Annotated in this window: 17 protein-coding genes and 1 tRNA gene; 7 read left to right on the top strand and 11 right to left on the bottom strand. The window is 39.9% G+C overall.

All coding sequences use genetic code 11. The annotated features are described in order from the left end of the window. Nucleotides 1-26: 26 nt before the first annotated feature. From FBD94_RS24415 to FBD94_RS24400, 4 genes are all read right to left on the bottom strand, one after another. On the bottom strand, nucleotides 27-2,351 hold the full coding sequence (locus FBD94_RS24415; protein WP_136882153.1) for a Tex family protein: 2,325 nt from the start codon (nucleotides 2,349-2,351) through the stop codon (nucleotides 27-29). A 155-nt stretch (nucleotides 2,352-2,506) separates the two neighbouring features. Next, entirely contained in the window at nucleotides 2,507-3,493 is a 987-nt protein-coding gene (locus FBD94_RS24410) for a pyruvate dehydrogenase complex E1 component subunit beta (protein ID WP_136882152.1), read from the bottom strand. 109 nt (nucleotides 3,494-3,602) lie between these two features. Continuing rightward, nucleotides 3,603-6,518: a PD-(D/E)XK nuclease family protein gene (locus FBD94_RS24405; protein ID WP_235884644.1), complete on the bottom strand. Its 2,916-nt coding sequence runs from the start codon at nucleotides 6,516-6,518 to the stop codon at nucleotides 3,603-3,605. 1 nt (nucleotide 6,519) lies between these two features. Beyond that, entirely contained in the window at nucleotides 6,520-9,747 is a 3,228-nt protein-coding gene (locus tag FBD94_RS24400; RefSeq protein ID WP_136882151.1) for a UvrD-helicase domain-containing protein, read from the bottom strand. Nucleotides 9,748-9,874: 127 nt separating this feature from the next. Between FBD94_RS24400 and FBD94_RS24395 the strand changes: the two genes are divergently transcribed. Further along, complete coding sequence (locus FBD94_RS24395; protein WP_131607903.1) at nucleotides 9,875-10,384, top strand: thioredoxin family protein; 510 nt, start codon at nucleotides 9,875-9,877, stop codon at nucleotides 10,382-10,384. Between the two features lie 10 nt (nucleotides 10,385-10,394). Here FBD94_RS24395 and FBD94_RS24390 read toward each other — a convergent pair whose 3' ends face one another. Genes FBD94_RS24390 through FBD94_RS24380 form a run of 3 tightly spaced genes read right to left on the bottom strand, consistent with a single transcriptional unit; the run spans nucleotide 10,395 to nucleotide 13,542 of the window. Beyond that, a complete protein-coding gene (locus tag FBD94_RS24390) occupies nucleotides 10,395-11,168 on the bottom strand; it encodes a tRNA threonylcarbamoyladenosine dehydratase (RefSeq protein WP_136882150.1) in 774 nt (257 codons plus the stop codon). Between the two features lies 1 nt (nucleotide 11,169). Then, complete coding sequence (locus FBD94_RS24385; RefSeq protein ID WP_136882149.1) at nucleotides 11,170-11,826, bottom strand: TatD family hydrolase; 657 nt, start codon at nucleotides 11,824-11,826, stop codon at nucleotides 11,170-11,172. A 9-nt stretch (nucleotides 11,827-11,835) separates the two neighbouring features. After that, nucleotides 11,836-13,542, bottom strand: coding sequence for a glycoside hydrolase family 3 protein (locus tag FBD94_RS24380; RefSeq protein WP_136882148.1), 1,707 nt, complete (start codon nucleotides 13,540-13,542; stop codon nucleotides 11,836-11,838). A gap of 295 nt (nucleotides 13,543-13,837) precedes the next feature. On the opposite strand from FBD94_RS24380, the gene FBD94_RS24375 reads away from it, so the two are divergent. The 4 genes from FBD94_RS24375 (at nucleotide 13,838) to FBD94_RS24365 (ending at nucleotide 17,149) form a co-directional block, all read left to right on the top strand. Then, nucleotides 13,838-14,452, top strand: a complete 615-nt coding sequence (locus FBD94_RS24375) for a porin family protein (protein WP_136882147.1) — start codon at nucleotides 13,838-13,840, stop codon at nucleotides 14,450-14,452. 117 nt (nucleotides 14,453-14,569) lie between these two features. Next, nucleotides 14,570-14,746: a hypothetical protein gene (locus tag FBD94_RS26065; protein WP_169472402.1), complete on the top strand. Its 177-nt coding sequence runs from the start codon at nucleotides 14,570-14,572 to the stop codon at nucleotides 14,744-14,746. Nucleotides 14,747-14,897: 151 nt separating this feature from the next. Continuing rightward, on the top strand, nucleotides 14,898-16,388 hold the full coding sequence (gene glpK, locus FBD94_RS24370; RefSeq protein WP_136882146.1) for a glycerol kinase GlpK: 1,491 nt from the start codon (nucleotides 14,898-14,900) through the stop codon (nucleotides 16,386-16,388). Between the two features lie 29 nt (nucleotides 16,389-16,417). After that, the gene (locus tag FBD94_RS24365; RefSeq protein ID WP_136882145.1) at nucleotides 16,418-17,149 is read left to right on the top strand and encodes an MIP/aquaporin family protein; all 732 of its coding nucleotides are present in this window, start codon (nucleotides 16,418-16,420) and stop codon (nucleotides 17,147-17,149) included. 7 nt (nucleotides 17,150-17,156) lie between these two features. On the opposite strand, the gene FBD94_RS24360 is transcribed toward FBD94_RS24365, so the two are convergent. Next, nucleotides 17,157-17,852: a LytR/AlgR family response regulator transcription factor gene (locus FBD94_RS24360; RefSeq protein WP_136882144.1), complete on the bottom strand. Its 696-nt coding sequence runs from the start codon at nucleotides 17,850-17,852 to the stop codon at nucleotides 17,157-17,159. Nucleotides 17,853-18,034: 182 nt separating this feature from the next. Between FBD94_RS24360 and FBD94_RS24355 the strand changes: the two genes are divergently transcribed. Next, a complete protein-coding gene (locus tag FBD94_RS24355) occupies nucleotides 18,035-18,634 on the top strand; it encodes an insulinase family protein (RefSeq protein ID WP_136882143.1) in 600 nt (199 codons plus the stop codon). Nucleotides 18,635-18,963: 329 nt separating this feature from the next. Here FBD94_RS24355 and FBD94_RS24350 read toward each other — a convergent pair. The 3 genes from FBD94_RS24350 to FBD94_RS24340 all read right to left on the bottom strand — a co-directional run bounded on the left by FBD94_RS24350 (nucleotide 18,964) and on the right by FBD94_RS24340 (nucleotide 21,090). Further along, nucleotides 18,964-19,051: transfer RNA gene (locus FBD94_RS24350), tRNA-Ser, on the bottom strand. Between the two features lie 47 nt (nucleotides 19,052-19,098). Then, on the bottom strand, nucleotides 19,099-20,529 hold the full coding sequence (gene pyk, locus FBD94_RS24345; protein WP_131607894.1) for a pyruvate kinase: 1,431 nt from the start codon (nucleotides 20,527-20,529) through the stop codon (nucleotides 19,099-19,101). A 141-nt stretch (nucleotides 20,530-20,670) separates the two neighbouring features. Beyond that, a complete protein-coding gene (locus FBD94_RS24340) occupies nucleotides 20,671-21,090 on the bottom strand; it encodes an IPExxxVDY family protein (RefSeq protein ID WP_131607893.1) in 420 nt (139 codons plus the stop codon). Nucleotides 21,091-21,247: 157 nt separating this feature from the next. Here FBD94_RS24340 and FBD94_RS24335 point away from each other — a divergent pair, with 157 nt between their 5' ends. Then, a complete protein-coding gene (locus FBD94_RS24335; protein WP_008241990.1) occupies nucleotides 21,248-21,484 on the top strand; it encodes an acyl carrier protein in 237 nt (78 codons plus the stop codon). The last annotated feature ends 22 nt before the right edge of the window (nucleotides 21,485-21,506 follow it).

Below are 21,506 nucleotides of genomic sequence, written 5' to 3'. Positions count from 1 at the left end.
AGTAATGCAGCCTCTGAAGAGAATGGTTATTTTTTAAACATATTTTTCAACGCCTCTAATTTCAATTGCAAATCCCCTTCAGGCAATGCTTTCTCTTTTTGCCCAGACTTTTGCTGAGGCTTAGCCACCGCTTTTTTATGCTGATCCGGCTTCGCAAAAGACCTGGCACCAGAACCCTTAGCCCTATCTCCGCTCCCTTTATGATCCTGCTTAGGTTTTGCTCCTACCTCTTTTTTCATAGATAAAGAGATACGCTTTCTCGCGACATCCACCTCCACAACAGTAACCTCAACCTTTTGGTGTACTTTAACAACCTCATTCGCATTGGCTACAAACTTGTCAGCAATTTGACTGGTATGCACCAAACCATCCTGATGTACACCTATATCTACAAACGCCCCGAAATTGGTAATATTAGTTACAATACCCGGCAACTTCATTCCTACTTTCAGATCAGCGATTTCATTTACGCCATCAGTGAAGCTAAACACCTCAAACTGCTCACGTGGATCTCTTCCCGGTTTAGCCAATTCAGCAAGGATATCATTTAAAGTAGGCAAGCCAATTTCTTCGCTCACATACTGCTGAGGTTTAATCTGCTTTTGCAAGTCAGTATCTTTAACCAACTGATTTACGCTACAATTTAAGTCTCTCGCCATTTTATGCACCAAAGCATAACGCTCAGGATGCACACCACTCGCATCTAAAACAGCCTCCGCATCCCTAATTCTTAAGAAACCAGCTGCCTGCTCGAATGCTTTATCACCTAAACGTGGCACTTTCCTTAAGCTTTCGCGATTTTTAAACGCACCATGTTCATTGCGATAATTGACAATGTTTTGTGCCAACTGAGGACCTAAACCAGACACATAAGCCAACACCTGCTTAGAGGCCGTATTCAACTCAACACCTACCGCATTTACGCAGCTCATTACCGTATCATCAAGCGAAGCCTGCAATTTACTCTGATCCACATCATGCTGATACTGACCTACACCTATCGATTTAGGATCAATCTTCACCAATTCAGCCAATGGATCCATCAACCTGCGACCAATAGAAACTGCACCTCTTACCGTAATATCTTGTGTAGGAAACTCTTCACGCGCCACATCCGATGCAGAATAAATAGAGGCTCCGTTTTCACTCACCATCACCACTACAATACCTGGAATATTTAATCCGCGAACAAAAACCTCAGTTTCCCTTCCGGCGGTACCATTACCAATTGCAACAGCCTCAATATTATATTTGGCACAAAGCGAGGTAAGCGTCTCTGTTGCCTTTTTAACATTCCCCTGCCCTGTGTGCGGGTAAATGGTGGTATTTTCTAATAATTTGCCTTGCTTATCCAGACACACCACCTTACATCCGGTACGGAAACCAGGATCAATAGCCAGCACATCCTTCTGTCCCATTGGAGCAGCAAGTAATAACTGACGCGCATTCTCAGCAAATACACGAATAGCCTCTTCATCGGCCTTTTCTTTAGAAAGACTTCTGATTTCCGTCTCCATTGCAGGGCCAAGCAAGCGCTTATAACTATCCTGAACAGCCAATTTAACCTCTGCAGCACAGGCATTGTTACTTTTAACAAACTGACGTTCGAGGATATCAATGGCACCTTCTTCAGCCGGAGTTGCATCCAGCTTCAAAATCCCTTCATTTTCTCCACGACGAATAGCCAGAACCCGGTGAGATGGCGCTGTTTTAAGCGACTCTTCCCAGTTAAAATAATCTTTATATTTAATTCCTTCTTCTTCTTTCCCTTTGATCACAACAGACTTAAAAGCGGCCTTTTGCTGGTAATAATTACGCATAGCGGTTCTCGCCTCAACGTTTTCATTCACCAACTCGGCAATAATATCCCTTGCCCCTGCCAGTGCATCAGCCAAAGAGGTTACACCTAGCTCATCGTTTAAGAACTTCCCTGCCTCTGTTTCCGGCGCTACCTTACCTTGTTCCAATAGAAATAACGCCAAAGGCTCTAATCCTTTTTTCCTCGCCTCAGAAGCCCTTGTTTTGCGCTTAGGTTTATATGGCAAGTAAATATCCTCGATGGTAGCGATATTTGTTGCAGCATTAATCTGCGCTTCCAATTCAGGACTAAGTTTATCTAGTGCTGCAAGCGCCTTTAAAATAGCCTCTCTGCGCTTATCCAATTCCCTCAATTGTTGAAACCTGTCGCGAATACCTGCTACCTGTACCTCGTCCAAGCTTCCTGTCGCCTCTTTCCGATAACGTGAAATAAAAGGAACTGTTGCTCCCCCATCCAGTAATTCAATAGTAGCGATAACTTGTTTTTCCGTTACTGCCAATTCAGCAGCAATGATTTTAGAATGATTGCTCATTTATATTTTGTTTGATCTCCCAACGTACAATTGCCGCCAAAAATAAACCTAACAATTGACATCCTAAAATAAATTATGGTTAACAAAAAAAATCCTGCCGGTATTACCGACAGGATTCTATATCATCATGCGCTCAGAAAAGCGGCAATAATTTTTTATTTATTCACGTACATTACTTCTTTAACTGCTTTTACCACTTTTTCTGCGTTAGGTAAGCTCGCCGCAATAAGGGTCGGAGCATAAGGCAATGGTACATCTGCACAAGTAATGCGCAAGATTGGAGCATCTAAATAATCGAAAGCATTCTTTTGAACGTTAAATGCAATCTCAGAAGAAATTGAAGCCAATGGCCATGCTTCTTCTACAACCACTAAACGGTTGGTTTTCTTAACAGATTCAATGATTGTAGCATAATCAATAGGACGTACAGTACGTAAATCGATCACTTCAACACTAATTCCTTCTTTAGTTAATTCCTCAACCGCAGGGTTTACCACGCGAGTAAGCATTTTACCAAAAGTAACGATGGTTACATCAGTACCTTCTTTTACCACATTGGCTTTACCAATTGGCAGGTAATATTCTTCTTCAGGAACTTCACCTTTATCACCGTACATTACTTCCGATTCCATAAAAATAACTGGATCTGGATCAAGAATAGCTTGTTTAAGCAATCCTTTAGCTTCGTAAGGAGTAGAAGGAACTACAACTTTTAAACCTGGACAGTTTGCATACCAGTTCTCAAAATTCTGGGAGTGCTGTGCACCTAACTGACCTGCATTACCTGTTGGGCCACGGAATACGATTGGAACAGGAAACTGACCGCCACTCATAGACAACATTTTAGCTGCACCATTAATGATCTGATCTATAGCAACCAAAGAGAAGTTAAAGGTCATAAATTCAACAATCGGAGTTAATCCGTTCATTGCAGCACCTATAGCAATACCGGCAAAGCCTAACTCAGCAATCGGTGTATCAATTACACGTTTCTCGCCAAACTCATCAAGCATACCCTGACTAACCTTATAAGCGCCATTGTACTGCGCAACTTCCTCGCCCATAAGGAAAACGTTTTCATTTTTACGCATTTCTTCGCTTAAGGCTTCACGCAAAGCTTCTCTAAATTGAATCTCTCTCATTGTATATTCAAATATTAACTGGCACAAATATAAGTATTGTAATGCAATTATAAAGTAGTGTTTTAATTACCCTTTAGAAGCCTCAAATCGGCTAAAATAATTTGGCATTTTACATTCCACACAGAGTTAAATATGGAGAAAATGCAAAACCGGCTTCATTCTCTGTTGGCACAAAGGGCTGACTTTCATCAAACAACTCGGCAAGTTTACCTTCTAAGAAACCAATAAACTCCTCTTTTATGCTTTCCAGCTTTACTCCATTTAGCTTTAGCTTCTCTTTGCCTTCTATAAAAAATGTACCTTCCTTGCGCATGTTGCGGATACTATACAAGTTAGGCTCAACCTGTTCAAGCGCATTTGCCCGCTCAAAAACATAGGTATAAAATAACGTCTGGATTAATGCCTTGTTTTGTTTGTTACTGTTGGTATCAAAAACATCAGCTAAATTACTGTACCGCAAAATATCGCTACCCGTTTTATAGTCTACAATACGCGTAATCCCATTTTTACGATCTATACGATCGATGATTCCATGCAAAATGATCGTCTGCTCTACCCCATTAACCTTAAATTTAAAATCGACCTTATCCTTTTTCTCTAAGGCCAAAACCTCAAAAGGAGCTTCATTCTCGTCATAATCTAAAATCAGGTTGGCATATTCCTCAACAATAGCCAGCACAACCTTCTGCATTCCATTATGACTTACCTGATGGTTTTCATTTTCAAACATCACCTGCGCAAAGGCTTTTACAGCCAACTGTGGGACTTTTTTACGATATTCCGCTATCCGCTGCTTGGTTATGACCTTATCCTCGACCATCAAATCACCGTAAAAGGTCTCCAACACAAAGTGCAACATCGAACCAATATAATTAGCTTCCAGATTTTCCGAAATCTCTTTTGGCTCCTCTATCCTGGCCACGTATTTATAAAAGAACTGGAGCGGGCAATTCACATAAGACGTTAAGGCCGATGCCGACAATTGTGTTTCACCCGTTAGGTATTTATTGAGTACAGCCATCACCTTTTCATCTTTATGGATGATAACTGGCCTTTTTTGTTCTGTAGAGATACTTTGCTTATGCTCCAAATAGTTAAAAGTATAACCACTTTCGTATTCGAGTTGCCTCAAAAAACGTGTTGGCTCCCCGGTATTGGTATCATCTGCCTGCGCATTATAAACCAGGCTCACCTTACTGGAGCGCTGCAGCAAACGATAAAACATATAAGCTGAAATGGCATCCTGATTTTCAAGAACAGGTAAACCATAGGCTCTGCGGATACTATCCGGAATAAAACTTGGCGAGACACTAGTCTGAGGCAGCAACCCCTCATTAACCCCTAAAATATAGACCTGATCAAAATCAAGGCTTCGACTTTCCAGCAATCCCATCACCTGAATACCTTGAAGTGGTTCTCCCGTTAAAGGAACAGCGATTCCCTGCACCGCTTTTTGAATAAGCGACAAAATAAATGATAGCTCCTTTGGACTATTTAAGCCGGGTAAATAAGTATTTAAAGCATCGTGCAGTCGGTTAAGCTCTTTAATGGTCGCCACAAACAAATCGGCCTCTGTTTGGCGCAAGGTTTTATGGGCCAACTGCTGTTCAAGGATATGCTTAAAAATGGCCTGCAACGTATTAGTTGCTTCGGCACTATTTTCAACTTTGGTAAAAAACATTGCCAACAATCCCTTTTGAGCTTTTAACCTCGACAAAGGCACTTCGGCCAATTGTTCTGCCAGCAATTTTTGCTGAATCTTGCTACGTATCAGCTCAGTAATTCCCGTAAGCGGATGAGACAAGAAGGCTTCAACCTCCCTGTGATACACTGTATCTTTTTCTCCCTGGATCAATTGCGCTTGTACACTTAACCACAAATCCGCCAGACCAAAAATGGACGAAGCTACCAATGGGTACCCCATCGTCACATTTATATTTATAGGATGCTTTTCAGCACCATCATGATAATGCGTAGGGATAGTTTGCAATACAGGTAAAAGCAGACTTTCATCTGCAAGGATAAGCGCAATCTTACCGGCATTGTCTTCCGCTTTTAATAGCGGATAATCGGCCTGAAGCGCAGTACTCAGTATTTTTGCCTGTGCAACCTGCCCTTGGGTTTTATAAACATTTACAGTTTTAGGATTGGCTTTGATCAGGCTTTTACTTGCTCCTAAAGCATTCAGCAAACCATTTACCTCAAAGTTCTTTCTTAAAAACAGCCCTGCCTCCTGCAACGTATCCTTCATATAATACGTATCCGTATCGAAGTAGAACAATGTTTTTGCCTGATCCTGCCAGCGCTTAAACACCACAGCCTCGGCCCTACTTAAGGCATTAAAACCTACAAATGCCAATTTTGGATAAGTGGCTGTAAAGTTTGGCAGCCCTGCTTTCCCTTCAGCCAACTGTCGGTAAATATGCCCCATAGTGGTTAGGCCCTTCTCTTTCAAGGCCTCGTGATAACCATGATACAAATCCGGCATTCGCCCCCACATCTTGATAAACTGCTCTTGCTGTTTTTTATGCTTTCCCTCGGAATAAGAACTCCAGAAGCCCTTTAAAAATTCCTGTTGCTCCTCACTTAAATAATCAAACTGATAATCTACCTCCGCAAAATCTTCCAGCTGCTCAAATAACTTCCCAGCATTCACTAGGTCATTGTCGATTTGAGAAAAATCACTCAAAATAATCCGGGCAATGGGATAAAACTTAGCTGGATCTATCTTGGCTTCGCCATTTTGCAATACCAGCTCATTGTATTTCTGATATAAAGTAAAAAACTGCGTAAAGGCGTCTGCCACCTTTAATTCGGAAGACAAAGCAAAAAACTCCTGAATAGTAAAGAAAGAAGGACTCCAAAAAGGCTTATTGATGATTTTTGCCAAATGATCCTGTAAGTAGGCCACCGGACGCTTGTTGTTAAAAATAATGGCAGCGTGTTGCAGGTTGTCGCCCAGCTGCGTTACCAAATCCTCGGCCACTTCTCTTAAAAATGGTTTTATATTCAATTCCTTACTCATCTTAAACCAGTTTTAATTGTCCACTTAGCGCATAAAACAAATAGGTTTTTACGTTCGTATAGCCCATAGCCATCAATAAGGCTTTATAATGGCTAACCTGTTCAATATGTTTGTCGCTTTCTTGCTGTGTAAATTTATAATCAACTATTGTGACCTCATTGCCATTCACCAACACCTTATCAGGTCGGTAACTTTTGCCTTTCGTATCTATAATACTGCGCTCGTTTAAGCTCTGCTCACTCTTGCCCAATATCTCTTGTAAACCTTCATGCTGTAAAACGGCAACAGCCTGAGCCTTTAAAAACGGCAATTCTTCTTCCTTAAAAATACCTTCCAATAACAAGGTCTGCAAAACAGAATCCACCGCTGCTACATCGCTCGCTCCAGCCAATACCTCATGAAGGATCGTTCCTGTCCTACCAGCACTTTCACCCGTTAACAAATCTATTTCTCTTCGCTTTAAATTGGCATCAAACACTTGACTCAATCGATCAGAAACTGGGTAATAATCCATTTCTATCTGTTGTATAGCCGTGTCTTTTTCAGGTCGATCGAGCACCGCCCCATCTATCACATAATTACCTTCCTCCGATAGCTGATCGGAAAAAACCTTACTTAGCAAATCACCTATATTGGTAATTGTATCGGTCTTTTTACCCATGGTACTGATGTACAAATATTCTTTGGAGCGGGTTGTAGCCACATAAAGCATATTTAAAGCATCCATATTGTTATAAAGCAATTCCTCAAAGTAAGGCTTAGCTACACTGGAACGACCAAGCTCCTTATTGTATTTTAAAGGAATACTGTGCAAATGATGATAAGGGGTGTCAGATGCCGGAACCCAGAAAATGCCATTAGGTTTACCATTAATATCCCAATTGCAAAATGGCAACATTACAGCCCTAAATGCCAAACCTTTAGATTTATGAATAGTGATTACCTGTACAGCATCAGCATTATCTGGCGAAGGCAAGGTTTTCCTGGCCCCCTCTTCGTCCCAAAAAGCTAAAAATGCGGCAATGCCTTTCTCTCCATGCAAAGCAAAACGACCCGTTAAATCGCGTAAAGCAAACAGATAGGGTAAGTTGGCGACATGCTTACTTTCACCCAAACCATAAGCGGCTATAATTTTTTCTAATAGCGCCGGCAAAGGTTGCTGCATCCAGGTTTGCCAGTCCGCACACAAATCGGCAGGCAACAGATCCGCAAGCTGCGTCAGATTTTTAAACTTAAGCGAGAAATAATGATGAGGTTCAACCGGCTTATCCTGTAGATTGGCATACAGACTAATACAGTTTGCTTTATATAATGCCGTATTTTCCGACAATCCGCCCATTACCTGCAAAGTGTTGATGATTAGTTTTACTGCACTATTGTTATTCAGCAATAAAGCTTCTCCCGAAATCACATCAATGCCCTGTTCCATTAGTGCTTCTACCGCAGCCACAGCTTCCGAGTTAGAACGAACCAACACACAAATATCCTTCAGTTTATAATTTTTATCCTTAATAAGGATATCCAGCTCTGCCATCATTTTAGCTAGCGCCAAATCCCTAAAAGTAGTCTTAGTTAATGTATTGCCTTCCGCGTCTTCCTTTAAAACATTAAAGTTAATCGTTCCGCCATCCAGTGTAAATGGCGTAGTTTTCTGTTTGGCTTCAGCATAAACATCGGTTACAATATGATCAAAACCTTGCTCTTGCCACCAATTTAAAACCTCGGCGACATCCTGTTCGGCAATGGTCCCATTCAAATTGACCTGCATCAATTCTGGCAGCTGCTTAAATAAGTAGTTATTAAACTCAATGATATTTAATGTACTCCGGTAGTTCTCTTCCAAACTGTCTTCCAGTACATTTTCTGCTTTAATATCCAGCTTTGCCTGCTGATGAAGAATGTTCCAATCGCCGTTTCGCCAACGATAAATTGACTGCTTGGTATCGCCTACAATTAGGTGATCGATCAGTTTGCCGCTAGGCGAGGCGATAGAGTTGCTGAGCAATGATTTAAAGCTACCCCACTGATTGGCCGAAGTATCCTGAAACTCATCAAATAGAAAATTACGATATCGATTCCCCATCTTTTCCCAAATGAAAGATGGATTATCATCAGCATCATCGGTTATCCCTTTTAATAGGGTCTGTGCATCACTGATTAACAGATTTGGACTTTCGTCTCTATAATCTTTCAATAAAACAGCCATTTCCTGCATCAAGCGCAGATAATATAAATTCTTATTGAATGCCTGAGCCAGTAAATATCCCGCTAATCCATCCTGATAAATATTTACCAGTTTTGACAAAACAGGGTTCAACTCCGAATAAGCACCACTTTCCTCTCCCTTTTGAAACCACTCCTCAGGCTGATCGACTATCTTTAGCAGGCTAGATATTTTACTTAAATCCCCTGCAGCTATTTTTGGCAGGTTGTTTAATGGTGATCGCGACTTGCCTTTTAAGCTGGATACCTCTATACCTTCCACCTCAAAAATCTGTTGTGCTTGCTCTGCCAGTTCCTTAATGGTGCTTTCAAAGGTCTCCATTCCAAGCCGGGTAACCTTATTGTAATCCTTAAAAAGGGCATCCAAGTCAGCCGATTCTCCCAGCTCCTTAATTGCATTTTCAAAGGGTTGATACCGTTCTTTGAAAATCTCATTAGCCAAATCAATTAGCTCCCTACGATAATTCCAGCTCAAATTATTGTTGATCCGATCCAAGGCCAGATCAATGATCCACTGCAATAAAACAGGATTTTTATCCAAAGCTTTATCCAATCGCTCGGCCAATTCATTCTTTACCTTATCATAATTCATCTCCAGGCCATAACCTGCATCCAAACCTAGTTCAAAGGCAAAACCCCGAATCACTTTCTGCACAAAACCATCTATGGTACTCACAGAGAACCGGCCGTAGTCATGTAAAATCTTGCGGTATATTTTATCAGATTTCTGTTTTAAACTTGCCGCATCCATATCGGGATGTGCTTTTAATACGATTTCTCTGTAGTCGTTGATCTTTTTTGACGGATCTCCCTCAGCAAAACCTTTCAACACCTCCATAATCCGACTTTTCATCTCTTCTGTAGCTTTATTTGTAAAAGTTACAGCCAGAATTTCGCGATACTTGGTTTCACCCGATAACAAAAGGGTTAAATAATGCGCTGTTAAACTGAATGTTTTACCGGATCCGGCAGATGCTTGTAATATTTTTAAAGGCTGTTGAGGCATTAGGTAAAGCTATCAATATTTTATAACATCGGCAGACAAAATAATAGTTTAGCGGCATATGCTTCATGATAATTACATTACCATACTTGAAAGATAAATACTTAAAATTGTATATAAATTTAAAAAGATGAAACAACTAGCTTTAGTTTTACTGGCGTTTATAGCCATATCCAGCACAGCATTAGCACAGGATAAAGCACCTGTTAAAAAAGAACCTATAACGATTTACAACCCTAAAGCCAATGCAAAGGCCGACATTGATGCCGCCGTAGCAAAAGCAAAAAAGGAAGGTAAACACGTATTTATCCAGGTTGGTGGCAATTGGTGCAGCTGGTGTATTGCTTTTCATAAGCTGGTTGACGCTACGCCTGAATTGAAAGATTATTTAAACAGTAACTACGAAACTGTACTGGTAAACTATAGCCCAGAGAATAAAAACCCTGCTGTAATGGCTAGCTTAGGTTATCCCGGCCGCTTTGGTTTCCCTGTATTTGTAATTCTTGATGGAAACGGTAAAGTAATTCACATCCAAAACTCTGCCTATCTGGAAGAAGGAAAGGGGCACAGTGTAAAAAAAGTAATGGAATTTTTAAAGGGATGGACAGTTGCCGCCCTTAAACCCGAAAATAATAAATAGAAGCTGTAGATCAGCGTTTCTTTTTTACTGCAATCCTTGGTGGTCTTTCGGCCATAGTGATGGCTTGTCCTAACAGGTCCCTGATCACCACGGAAGCGCAGACACCGCCAAAGGCGGCCGGAATGTACGACATAGTCCCATAGGCAGATTTCTTAAAATTACTGCCATCGGTCATCACCAAAGAATCTTTTATCACCGCTTCCGTAGAAAAGACTGCTTTGATTTGACTATAGTTTCCAAATAGCTTTAATCTTTTTCGTATATCTGATGCAAAAACGCATTGATAGGTATCCGGGAGCCAGGTTACCCTGAGCAAAGTAGGATCCATTTTGCCCCCAGCCCCCATCGAACTCACGATGGGTACATTCTTCTCTAATGCTTTAGACAATAGGACAATTTTAGGGCTAAGGCTATCTATACAATCCATCACATAATCAAAATGATCCTCCATTAGCGCACTACATTTTTCAGGGGTTAAAAAGTCCTGTATAACATGTAATTTAAGATCCGGATTAATGGCCAATAAGCGCTCTTTCATAATATCGGCTTTATGCTGACCATGGTTGGTAGCCAAAGCTGGCAGCTGCCGGTTTCTATTACTCGGATCAACAACATCTCCGTCTACAATTGTCATCTCCCCAACACCAGATCGACATATAAACTCTGCAGCAAAAGAACCCACACCTCCTAATCCTACCACCAGTACATGTTTTTGTTGCAAAAGATCTATTCCCTCATTTCCAATCAGTAGAGCAGAGCGTGACAACCAGTTTAAATCAGACATATTAAATAAGCATTATTTTTTTCCAGTTGGCAAAAATAAGCGCTTTCATCTCCTCTAGAGTAGTATTTTTCAAATTTGCAGCAGCTTGATAAATTTCCTGTATGCTACAGTCAGCAGCATCTGTTTCCAAAAAGAACATATCTGTGTGTTTAACCAAATCCGCAGCTCCCGAATCGGCATGTAGTATCGCCTTACCAAAAGAAAGGTAAAACCCTTTGTCCAACAATTTCTGCCCCAATTCTTCATCCTTGTTAAACCCATGGACAATAAGCGGCACACTGACTTTCATTTCCTTTTGTAAAGACATCAATTCGTCAAAACACCTTACACAATGAAGAATAACAGGCTTATGAATCTCATTGGCCAACTTGAGCTGTTTCCTCAAAATAATCAGCTGATTTTCCAGGCTTTCTCCCTTCAATCTGTCTAAACCACACTCACCAATCAGTTTAACCCGGGTTTCTTTTGCCGTCTCAGCAAGTTTTAAATAATCTTCATCCAGATGCTCCATTGTCGCAAACCAAGGATGTAATCCTAATGAAAGTTCCTGGTCTTCTGGCAATGCGACGCGCATACCTCTGGTTAAGGAAAGACTAAGTATACGCCTAACTCCGTCTTCCCTCCCTTCCTGATGTGTATGTATGTCTAAAAATTGCACAATAGTATTTTAAAGTCCGTCTCCATAGTTAAAGAAGCTATTTACAGTAACTGGTAGCTTTCCTGTAGCGATTATTTGATTTTTGATCACCCCAGCCGCTGCCTTTTGCATAAAGTCCTCTTTCTGATAAGCAATAATCAAGCCTTTACTTTGCTCTAGCCCTGGTAATGCGGCTAAGTTATATGGATTGGCAAATAAAGCGAAAACTGCATTACTTAGCGCCATATCTTTTACAAACATATTTAGATCAGCACTCAATAGCATTCCGTTGCCCGGACGTGTACGGGTATCATGAATACCAATAATAATTTGATCAAATGCCTTAAGGTCTCTTAACACCTTTGCAATTGCATTGGCATTCGCATTTTTATCCAAAGTATAGAAAATAGCGTTTTTATAGTAAGCACCAAGTTCGCGTTGAAAAGTTGTAACCTCGGGAGTGCCGATGCTGATAATTACGGTACGCTGCTCTGCTTTAAGTTGTTGAATGTTATTTTTTCCTCTTAGCATAGTCATAGACGCTTCTGCCAGTTGCTGCAGCAATGCCAAACTTTCCGGACGATTTACTTCGGCCACTACATTCTGCTCATCAATGCTCTTCTTAACGTTTAAACCTGCCCAATATTTAGCTGCAAGGATCTTTTTAACGCTTTCATCAATCTGTGCCATGCTAATCCTGTCTGCTCTAATCGCTTTACGCACCAATTTTATAGCTCTTGCACTGTTCTCAGACAACTCTATAATGTCATTACCAGCAATAATACCCATCACATCAGCTTCGCCGTTTTTAAAATTCTTAACCACCCCATTCATACCCATTGCATCAGAAATAACAATGCCTTTAAAACCTAGTTCATCCTTTAAAAGTCCGGTAACTATCGGTTTTGACAAAGTAGATGGCATATTAGGTGTATTGTCCAATGCCGGAATATTCATATGTGCAATCATTACACCAGCAGCTCCGTCCTTAATTAACTCTTTAAAAGGATAAAGCTCCAAACTGTCTAAACGCGTCTTTGTAAATGTTAATTGCGGCAAATCGTAATGCGAATCCACATCTGTATCACCATGACCAGGAAAATGTTTGATACTAACTAGCAATCCCCCATCCTGCATCCCTTTCATATAAGCTGCCGCCTTAGTGGCTACATTATATTTGTTCTCCCCAAAGGAACGGAAGTTGATCACCGGGTTTTTAGGATTATTGTTCACATCCACATCAGGAGCAAGATTCATGTGCATTCCAATACGTTTATAATCCTTCGCTACTTCAATTCCCATTTTATAAAGCAGATCCTTATTTTGAACCGCACCCAGTGCCATTTGATATGGATAAGAGATGGTGCTATCCAAACGCATTCCTAATCCCCATTCGCCATCAGAGGTAATTAACAATGGAACTCTGGCCAAGGACTGGTATTGATTGGTTAAAATAGCTTGTCTAGCGGGACCGCCCTGAAAGAATACTAAGCCACCAATGCGCTCCTTCTTGATCACCTTCCCTATTGAATCCTCATAAGCCTTACCAAAATTGGTATGTGCCCTTACAAAGAATATTTGCGCAATTTTTTGACGTTTACTTAACCGTTTAAAAACAGAGTCTACCCATTTATTAGGTTCAGCTAGTGTTTGTAAGTAGGATTTCTTTTGTGCCTGTGCACTAAATAGGGTTGTTAACAGGAGTAAACTAACTATAAAAAAATGCTTGACATTCATTTGTATAACAATTGGTTAAACTTCAAAGTTAAGCAAAAGTTCCATTTTAATGGATTTGAGCAATCATGTATAAAGAGAATACCCCAGGAATTTTGAAGCCCACCATACATTGTATCAAATTTGATACAATGTGAAAGTCAATAACTCTATGCTCATCATTGATGATCGAGTTGAATTAAATCGGCTAATTAACAGCTATACATACCGTTTAGGGCCATTTATAAGAAAAAAATATTCTACCCATATAAAGTTGGCACATTTCTTTCAACTACTGGTGTATTAAAAACACATAATTATGAAAAAGTTAATCATTTTGGCTCTAGGCCTATTTGCAGCAGGTGCTGCCAATGCACAAGCCCCAATTAGATTGGGAGTAAAAGCAGGTTTAAACCTTCCAAACATTATCAAAGATGATGGTAACAACGATTTTAAAACAAAAGTAAATCCTGGTTTTAATGCAGGTGTAACTTTAGATATCAACCTGATTAAAGGTTTAGCATTTACACCAGAGTTACTTTATTCGACTAAAGGATACAAAGCTGAGACTACATTTGGGGACTTTACACAAACAACCAGTTTTATCGATATTCCAATTTTAGCCAGCATTAATCTTGGTGGAAGTGGCTTAAACCTTGTAGTAGGTCCACAAGTATCCTTCTTACTTTCAACAAAGAATAAATTTGAGACTGGTATAGGGACTGCAGAGCAGGAGATCATTGAAGACAAATCTGATCGATTTAAAAAGAGTCTTGTCGGCGGACTTATTGGTTTTAGATATGACATCAACAATAAGATCGATATCCATGGTCGTTACGCTTTAGATTTCCAGAAAAATAACGAAGATGGCTCAAATGAAACTCCTGAGTTTAAAAACCAGGTCTTCTCTTTAGGTTTCGGCGTGAAATTCTAATTTTACGCTCATAAAAAAGGCGCCTTTATCATCACTCATGGTAAAGGCGCCTTTTTTACAAAACATATCATTGCCTATTCTGTTATAAGTGTAATATTCATATTATCATTCATTACTATGAAAAATCAACCCACACAAAAGCACAGTGGAAGTGATCAAGGTAAAACAACATCCGATCGAATGTTCCACAGTACAAAACAAGACAAGAAACAACAAGGTATTTCAAATGGAGGTGGTCAGCGATCCGACCAAACCTCTAACAGAGATAACCAACGCAAACGCGAAGGTCATTAAGATTTTATTTGAAGGAGGATAACTATTCCCTGTTAATCCAGAAAAGCATTCTATACGGGATGCTTTTTTTATAATTTCAATTTGCGTCTTTTACTTTCGATAATGATTGTTTATACTTACGTTTTATTACACATCATTGCAATTATAAATTATGAGCAAATTTATTTTATCCTTTGATCAGGGAACTACAAGTTCAAGGGCGATTGTATTTAATAAGGAAGGAAGCATTGTCTCCATCGCACAAAAGGAGTTTGAACAAATCTATCCTCAACCGGGATGGGTAGAACATAACGCCAATGAAATCTGGACCAGCCAAATTTCTGTAGCAACAGAAGCGATAGTAAAAGCAGGCATTACACCGACCAATATTGCCGCAATAGGCATTACCAATCAGCGTGAAACCACTGTATTATGGGATAGAAAAACCGGAGAACCTTTGTACAATGCCATTGTATGGCAAGACAGACGCACATCTGGTTATTGCGATGAGCTTAAAGCCAAGGGAATGGCTAAAAATATACAAGAAAAAACAGGCCTTATTTTAGATGCTTATTTTTCTGCCACCAAAATCAAATGGATTCTTGACAATGTACCAGGCGCTAGAGAAAAAGCTGCAGCTGGAGACATCGCGTTTGGAACCATCGACTCCTGGTTGATATGGAACCTAACCGACGGAAGAGTACACGTAACTGATGTCAGTAATGCATCAAGAACAATGATATACAACATTCACACCCTGGATTGGGATCAGGAATTACTGGATCTTTTTGATATCCCAAGAAATATCCTTCCAACGGTTAAATCATCTAGCGAGGTTTACGGAGAAACCACCGGCAATGTACTTGCTGCAAAAATTCCTATTGCGGGAATTGCTGGCGATCAGCAAGCAGCCTTATTCGGGCAAATGTGCACGCAGGTAGGAATGGTGAAAAACACCTACGGAACGGGTTGTTTTATGCTAATGAATATTGGTGATAAACCCATCGTTTCACAAAACAATCTGGTAACTACTATCGCCTGGAAAATAAACGGAAAAGTACAGTATGCCTTAGAAGGCAGTATTTTTATTGGTGGTGCAGTTGTACAATGGCTACGGGATGGTTTAGGAATCATCAAGTCATCTGCCGAAGTAGAAGAACTGGCGCTTAAAGTTCCAGACACTGGAGGAGTATACCTCGTACCTGCGTTTGCCGGACTTGGAGCCCCGCATTGGGATCAGGATGCACGTGGGACTATAACCGGCATTACTCGGGGCACAACAGCCTCACACCTGGCAAGGGCGGCGGTAGAAAGTATAGCTTTTCAAACAATGGAAGTACTTAAAGCGATGGAGGCCGACTCGGGGCACAGCATTAAAGAATTAAGGGTAGACGGTGGTGCCACGGCAAATGATATGTTAATGCAGTTCCAGGCCGACTTACTTGACACAACTGTAATCCGACCAAAAGTAACCGAAGTAACCGCATTAGGTGCCGCTTATCTAGCGGGATTAGCTGTTGGATATTGGGATAGTATGGACGACATTAGCGGACAATGGAAAATTGACAAAAATTTCAATGCTGGAAAAACGGATCACATTCCTGAACGAATTAAAGGCTGGAACAAAGCTGTAAAAGCTGCAAAAGCTGCCGCCGAAAACTAAGATATTTAAACACAATAAACTTAATCTATATGTCTCCATTTGCAGCCGAAATTATTGGCACTATGTTTATGATTTTATTGGGCAACGGAGTTGTTGCCAACGTGGTTTTGAAAGGAACCAAAGGGAATAATGCCGGATGGATGGTGATCACTACCGCCTGGGCCCTCGCGGTATTTGTAGGCGTGGTTATCGCCGCCCCATACAGTGGCGCCCACCTAAACCCTGCCGTAACCATCGGTCTGGCTGTAGCCGGAAAATTTAGCTGGGCTGATGCCCCGACCTATATCGCAGCACAGTTTATCGGTGCCATGCTGGGCTCCTTCCTGGTTTGGTTGCTGTTTAAGGACTTCTATGCGGGTACAGAAGATAAGGGAGCAAAGCACGCCACTTTCTGCACGGCGCCCGCAATCCCTAATACGGTTTCCAACCTGATCAGTGAGATCATCGGAGCTTTTGTCCTGATCTTTGTTATATTCCACTTCACAGGTGCAGAAATGGGTGCAGATAAGAATCCAATTGGATTAGGCTCCATTGGTGCATTACCAGTAACCTTTTTGGTTTGGGTAATCGGTTTGTCTCTTGGTGGTACTACTGGGTACGCCATAAATCCTGCAAGGGATCTAGGGCCAAGGATTATGCACGCTATATTGCCCGTAGCAGGAAAAGGGGGCAACAATTGGGGATATTCTTGGATCCCTGTTATTGGACCTATTGTAGGCGCTACATTGGCTGCTGTGTTTTATTTATGGATAAAAATATAGCCAATCATTAAAGGAACAACATTCGATTATACAATACAGCTCTGTAAGCATCAGACACCGGTACGATATTTTGGTTAATGACAAGCATTCCACCCTCTACCGTATCAATCTTACTTACATTGACAACAAATGAGCGATGAACCCTCAAAAAGGTATTTTTAGATAGCTTTTCTGCTACCGATTTTAATGAAGAGTGGATAGAATAAGTATGGCCAGGGACGTTGATTTTAACATAATCGCCCCTGGCCTCCATATATAAAATGTCGCTTATTTTTAATCGACGGACCACATTAGATTCCCGTATAAATACAAATTCGTCTGTTTGATCTGGCAAGGCCAGACTTTTTACCACCATTATCTTTCGGGCTTTTTCTACGGCCATCAAAAACCTGGCAGCTCTAACTGGTTTTATCAAAAAATCTACCACATTGAGATCAAAGGCTTCCGCAGCATAATCCGTTGTAGAAGTAGTAATAATAACCATAGGCCGCTTTTCACCCAGGCATTTAACCAACTCTATGCCATTCATATCTGGCATTTCTATATCTAGAAACAAAATATCAATCTCATTTAGCTGGATTTTCTCATAAGCTTCAATCGCACTAAAGCACTCTCCCACCACAGAGAGTGTGGAGTCCAAGCTGATTAGTTTTTTAATAATAGTTAACGCTATAATATTGTCATCAACAATTAAGCAGTTCATTTAGTATGGGGAATGATTGCGCTAAAAATAGGTATAATACGCAGAACGTCACATCAATGAACAAAATGAACACGATGAAAATGCATTTCATCGGGCCCATCTGCCTTTCTGCCTATTCTTCATTTCAAGGGCCAAATACCTAACGTAACTTTAACTCATCATTTTAACAAATACTACCCGCGATGCTAACTACTAAAAAATTATTTATTGCAACAATTGCATTATTTGCCACCCAATTCGTTCAGGCACAATCCTCAACAATGAATAACCCCGTAAGCTTTAAATTAAGCAATGGCATGACGGTTATTGTTGCAGAGAACACCGGAACAGATAAAATTTACTCGAGCTTTACTGTTGACAACGAAACGGTGGATGAAAATAATGCTGCAGCCCAAAACATATTAAACCTGATGTTAAACGAAACTGCAAGCGAAGCTGAAACAGGAATAAGTTTCGATAACAAAGGTGGCAATCTGGCATCATTAGCTACAGATTTTAACAAAGCACTATCCATAATGTCTGGGTCTATAAAAACGCCTGCCTTAAATCAATCTTCTCTTGATAAAGCAAAGCAAACTATAATTGAGCATTTGAAAGCTCAGGATCGTTATTATCCAGTATCCGTAAATGAAGCATCCTTAGCGCAATTAACACTAAAAGATGTACAAGCCTTTTACGAAAAAAGCATTACTCCATCAAAAGCCTTTCTTACCATTGCAGGTAACATTGACCCTACTACCGCAAGAGCATTCGCTAAAAAAGAATTCGACAGCTGGAAATAAGATCGTAGCGACCAAAGTACCGTCATTCCGTTAATTGTATTGTTTATCTTTAGATTCGCTGTAAGAGAGCCTCAAACCAAGCCCTAGATCCTTTTTAATTATGCATCCCCCATCCGCTCGGATATCCCAACTACTTTTTGTTGATCACATAGTTGACCAAAAAATTATTGTCATTAACCGCATCACGGCTGCTCACAGAAAAGGTAAGAATGGAGAACTTCTTTAGGAGCCTCTATACCTTGTGCACTCAATGACACAGCATTTAGCAAACCCGATAGCAAGCCTTAAAACAACAAAAGCCCAACAATGTTGGGCTTTTAATCATTCAGCGGAGAGTGAGAGATTCGAACTCTCGATACCCTTGTGAGGTATACACACTTTCCAGGCGTGCTCCTTCGACCGCTCGGACAACTCTCCGTTTTGCGGATTGCAAAAGTAGAAAAATTTTTGAATGCTAAGGAATATTACTCAATAACAGAAACCTTAATCATATTCGTTTTGCCTTTAGCTTCCATTGGAATCGCTGCAGTATTGATGATAACATCTCCAGCTTTAATCAATTTATTCGCTTTAAGCAAGTCATTTACATCCTGAATAGTTTCATCAGTACTTTCAAATTTATCATAATAAAAGCCTTGAACACCCCATAATAAACTTAGGCTATTTAGTAAACTTCTGTTACTTGTAAAGATGTAAGTAAGTGCTTTTGGTCGGTGACTAGAGATCTGAAACGCTGTATAGCCGCTCAATGTCATCGAAACGATACCAGCAGCATTTGTTTGTTTAGCCAGGAAACAAGCTGTATCACAAACCGCATCACTTAAAAAGCTATCAGCTTTATGCTTCAAGAATTTTTCAGGGTGGAAAGGATAGTTATTATGTTCAATATTTTGGATGATTTTCTGCATAGTTTCAATTACGATCAATGGAAACTCACCTACAGAGGTCTCACCGCTTAGCATTACTGCATCAGCACCATCTAATACAGAGTTAGCCACATCATTCACCTCAGCACGTGTTGGCCTTGGTGTAGTGATCATACTTTCTAGCATTTGCGTTGCCACAATTACCGGTTTAGAAGCTGCGCGACATTTTTGCACAATCATTTTTTGCAACAAAGGCACTTCTTCCATTGGCATTTCAACACCTAGATCACCACGGGCAACCATAATACCGTCAGAAACTGCAATAATCTCATCAATGTTTGCAATTGCTTCAGGTTTTTCAATCTTAGCAATTACGCGAGCTGTTTTACCTCGTTGTTTGATGATATCTTTTAATTCTATAATATCCTCAGCGTTACGTACAAAAGAAAGACCGATCCATTCTACATCGTTTTCGAGAACAAACTCTAAATTATTACGATCTTCTGCTGTAAGAGAAGGAATAGAAACCTTAGTATTTGGTAAGTTCACCCCCTTTCTTGAAGTCAAGATTCCACCGTGAACAATTTCACATAAAACCTCATCAACAAGATTAGTTTCAATAACTCTCATCTGCAATTTACCGTCATCTAGTAAGATAATCTCACCAGCTTTAACGTCCTTCGGAAAGCTTTCATAAGTGATATAAATGCGTTCTTCATTACCGATACATTCTTTAGTGGTGATAACGGTTGTAGCACCGTTAACCAATTGAATACCACCATCCTTAACCATACCAATCCTAATCTTAGGACCCTGTAAATCAGCAAGTATACCGACGTTATAATTATGTTTTTTATTGAGTGCACGAATGGTGTCCAAAACTTCCTGGTGATCCGCTTGTGAACCATGAGAAAAGTTCAAGCGGCATACATCCAGTCCCGCATTAAACATACTATATAAAACTTCTGGTTTAGCTGAGGCTGGGCCTAATGTAGCTACGATTTTTGTTCTTGAATGAAATGGTTTCATTGAGTTATTTAAATTTATTACAGACCAACAAAACGAGCGTTTATCAACACAGAAAACCGATGCCAGTCTGATTTATTAAAGTTATCTGTTTGGTTATGTAAAATCAAATATAGTGTATTTTGTACACCTTCAACATAAAATTTACATTATCAAATTTTCTTTCGACTTCAACTTAGCTGGATCAATCTGTGCAGCAACCTGAATATCAGGAAGTTTATTAATTCCAGATATAATGTAATTCAAATCTTCCTTATCAATATACTGATGAATAATCATAAAAAAATCAACTTTCTTCATCTCAGGAATTAAAAATCCTTCTGCATTTCGGTTGTTCACGATGTAATATTCGATCTCTCCTTGCTCCACAAAGTAGTAATATTTGGAAAAAGATAAGGGCTCTTCGTCAATATTAAAGTAAACTTCATGGTCGTCAATTTTCTCAAATCCAAAATTTAAGCTTGTATTTATTTTATGACAAAGTACATAATCCTTTAAAGATGCGGTAATGGCAATTAATACGAAATCGAGGTCTAACGATAGTTTTAAGTAAGTTTTGTTCAAAACAGAATATTTTACTGGAATACGAAATTATAAAACTAATTTTACATTGATGTTCAAAATAAAAACATTAAAATTGGGAGAGAAATAAAAACATTTGAAATGTGTAATAATTTATTTTTCTTTGCACTGAATTATTTAACCATTAAATTATAACATTATGTCTGATATTGCTTCAAGAGTTAAGGCTATTATCGTTGAAAAATTAGGTGTGGATGAAAACGAAGTTACACCAGAAGCTTCTTTCACTAACGACTTAGGTGCGGATTCTCTAGATACAGTAGAACTTATTATGGAGTTTGAAAAAGAATTCAACGTAGCAATTCCTGATGATCAGGCTGAGACTATTGGTACAGTTGGTCAAGCAATTGCTTACTTAGAGAAAAACGTTAAGTAAAATACGGTTTCCGTATAATCCG

The sequence above is a fragment of the Pedobacter hiemivivus genome, from assembly GCF_005144565.1.
GTDB lineage: Bacteria > Bacteroidota > Bacteroidia > Sphingobacteriales > Sphingobacteriaceae > Pedobacter > Pedobacter hiemivivus.
The sequence above is the reverse complement of the archived record's forward strand: the minus strand, read 5'-3'. Positions and strand labels throughout refer to the sequence as shown.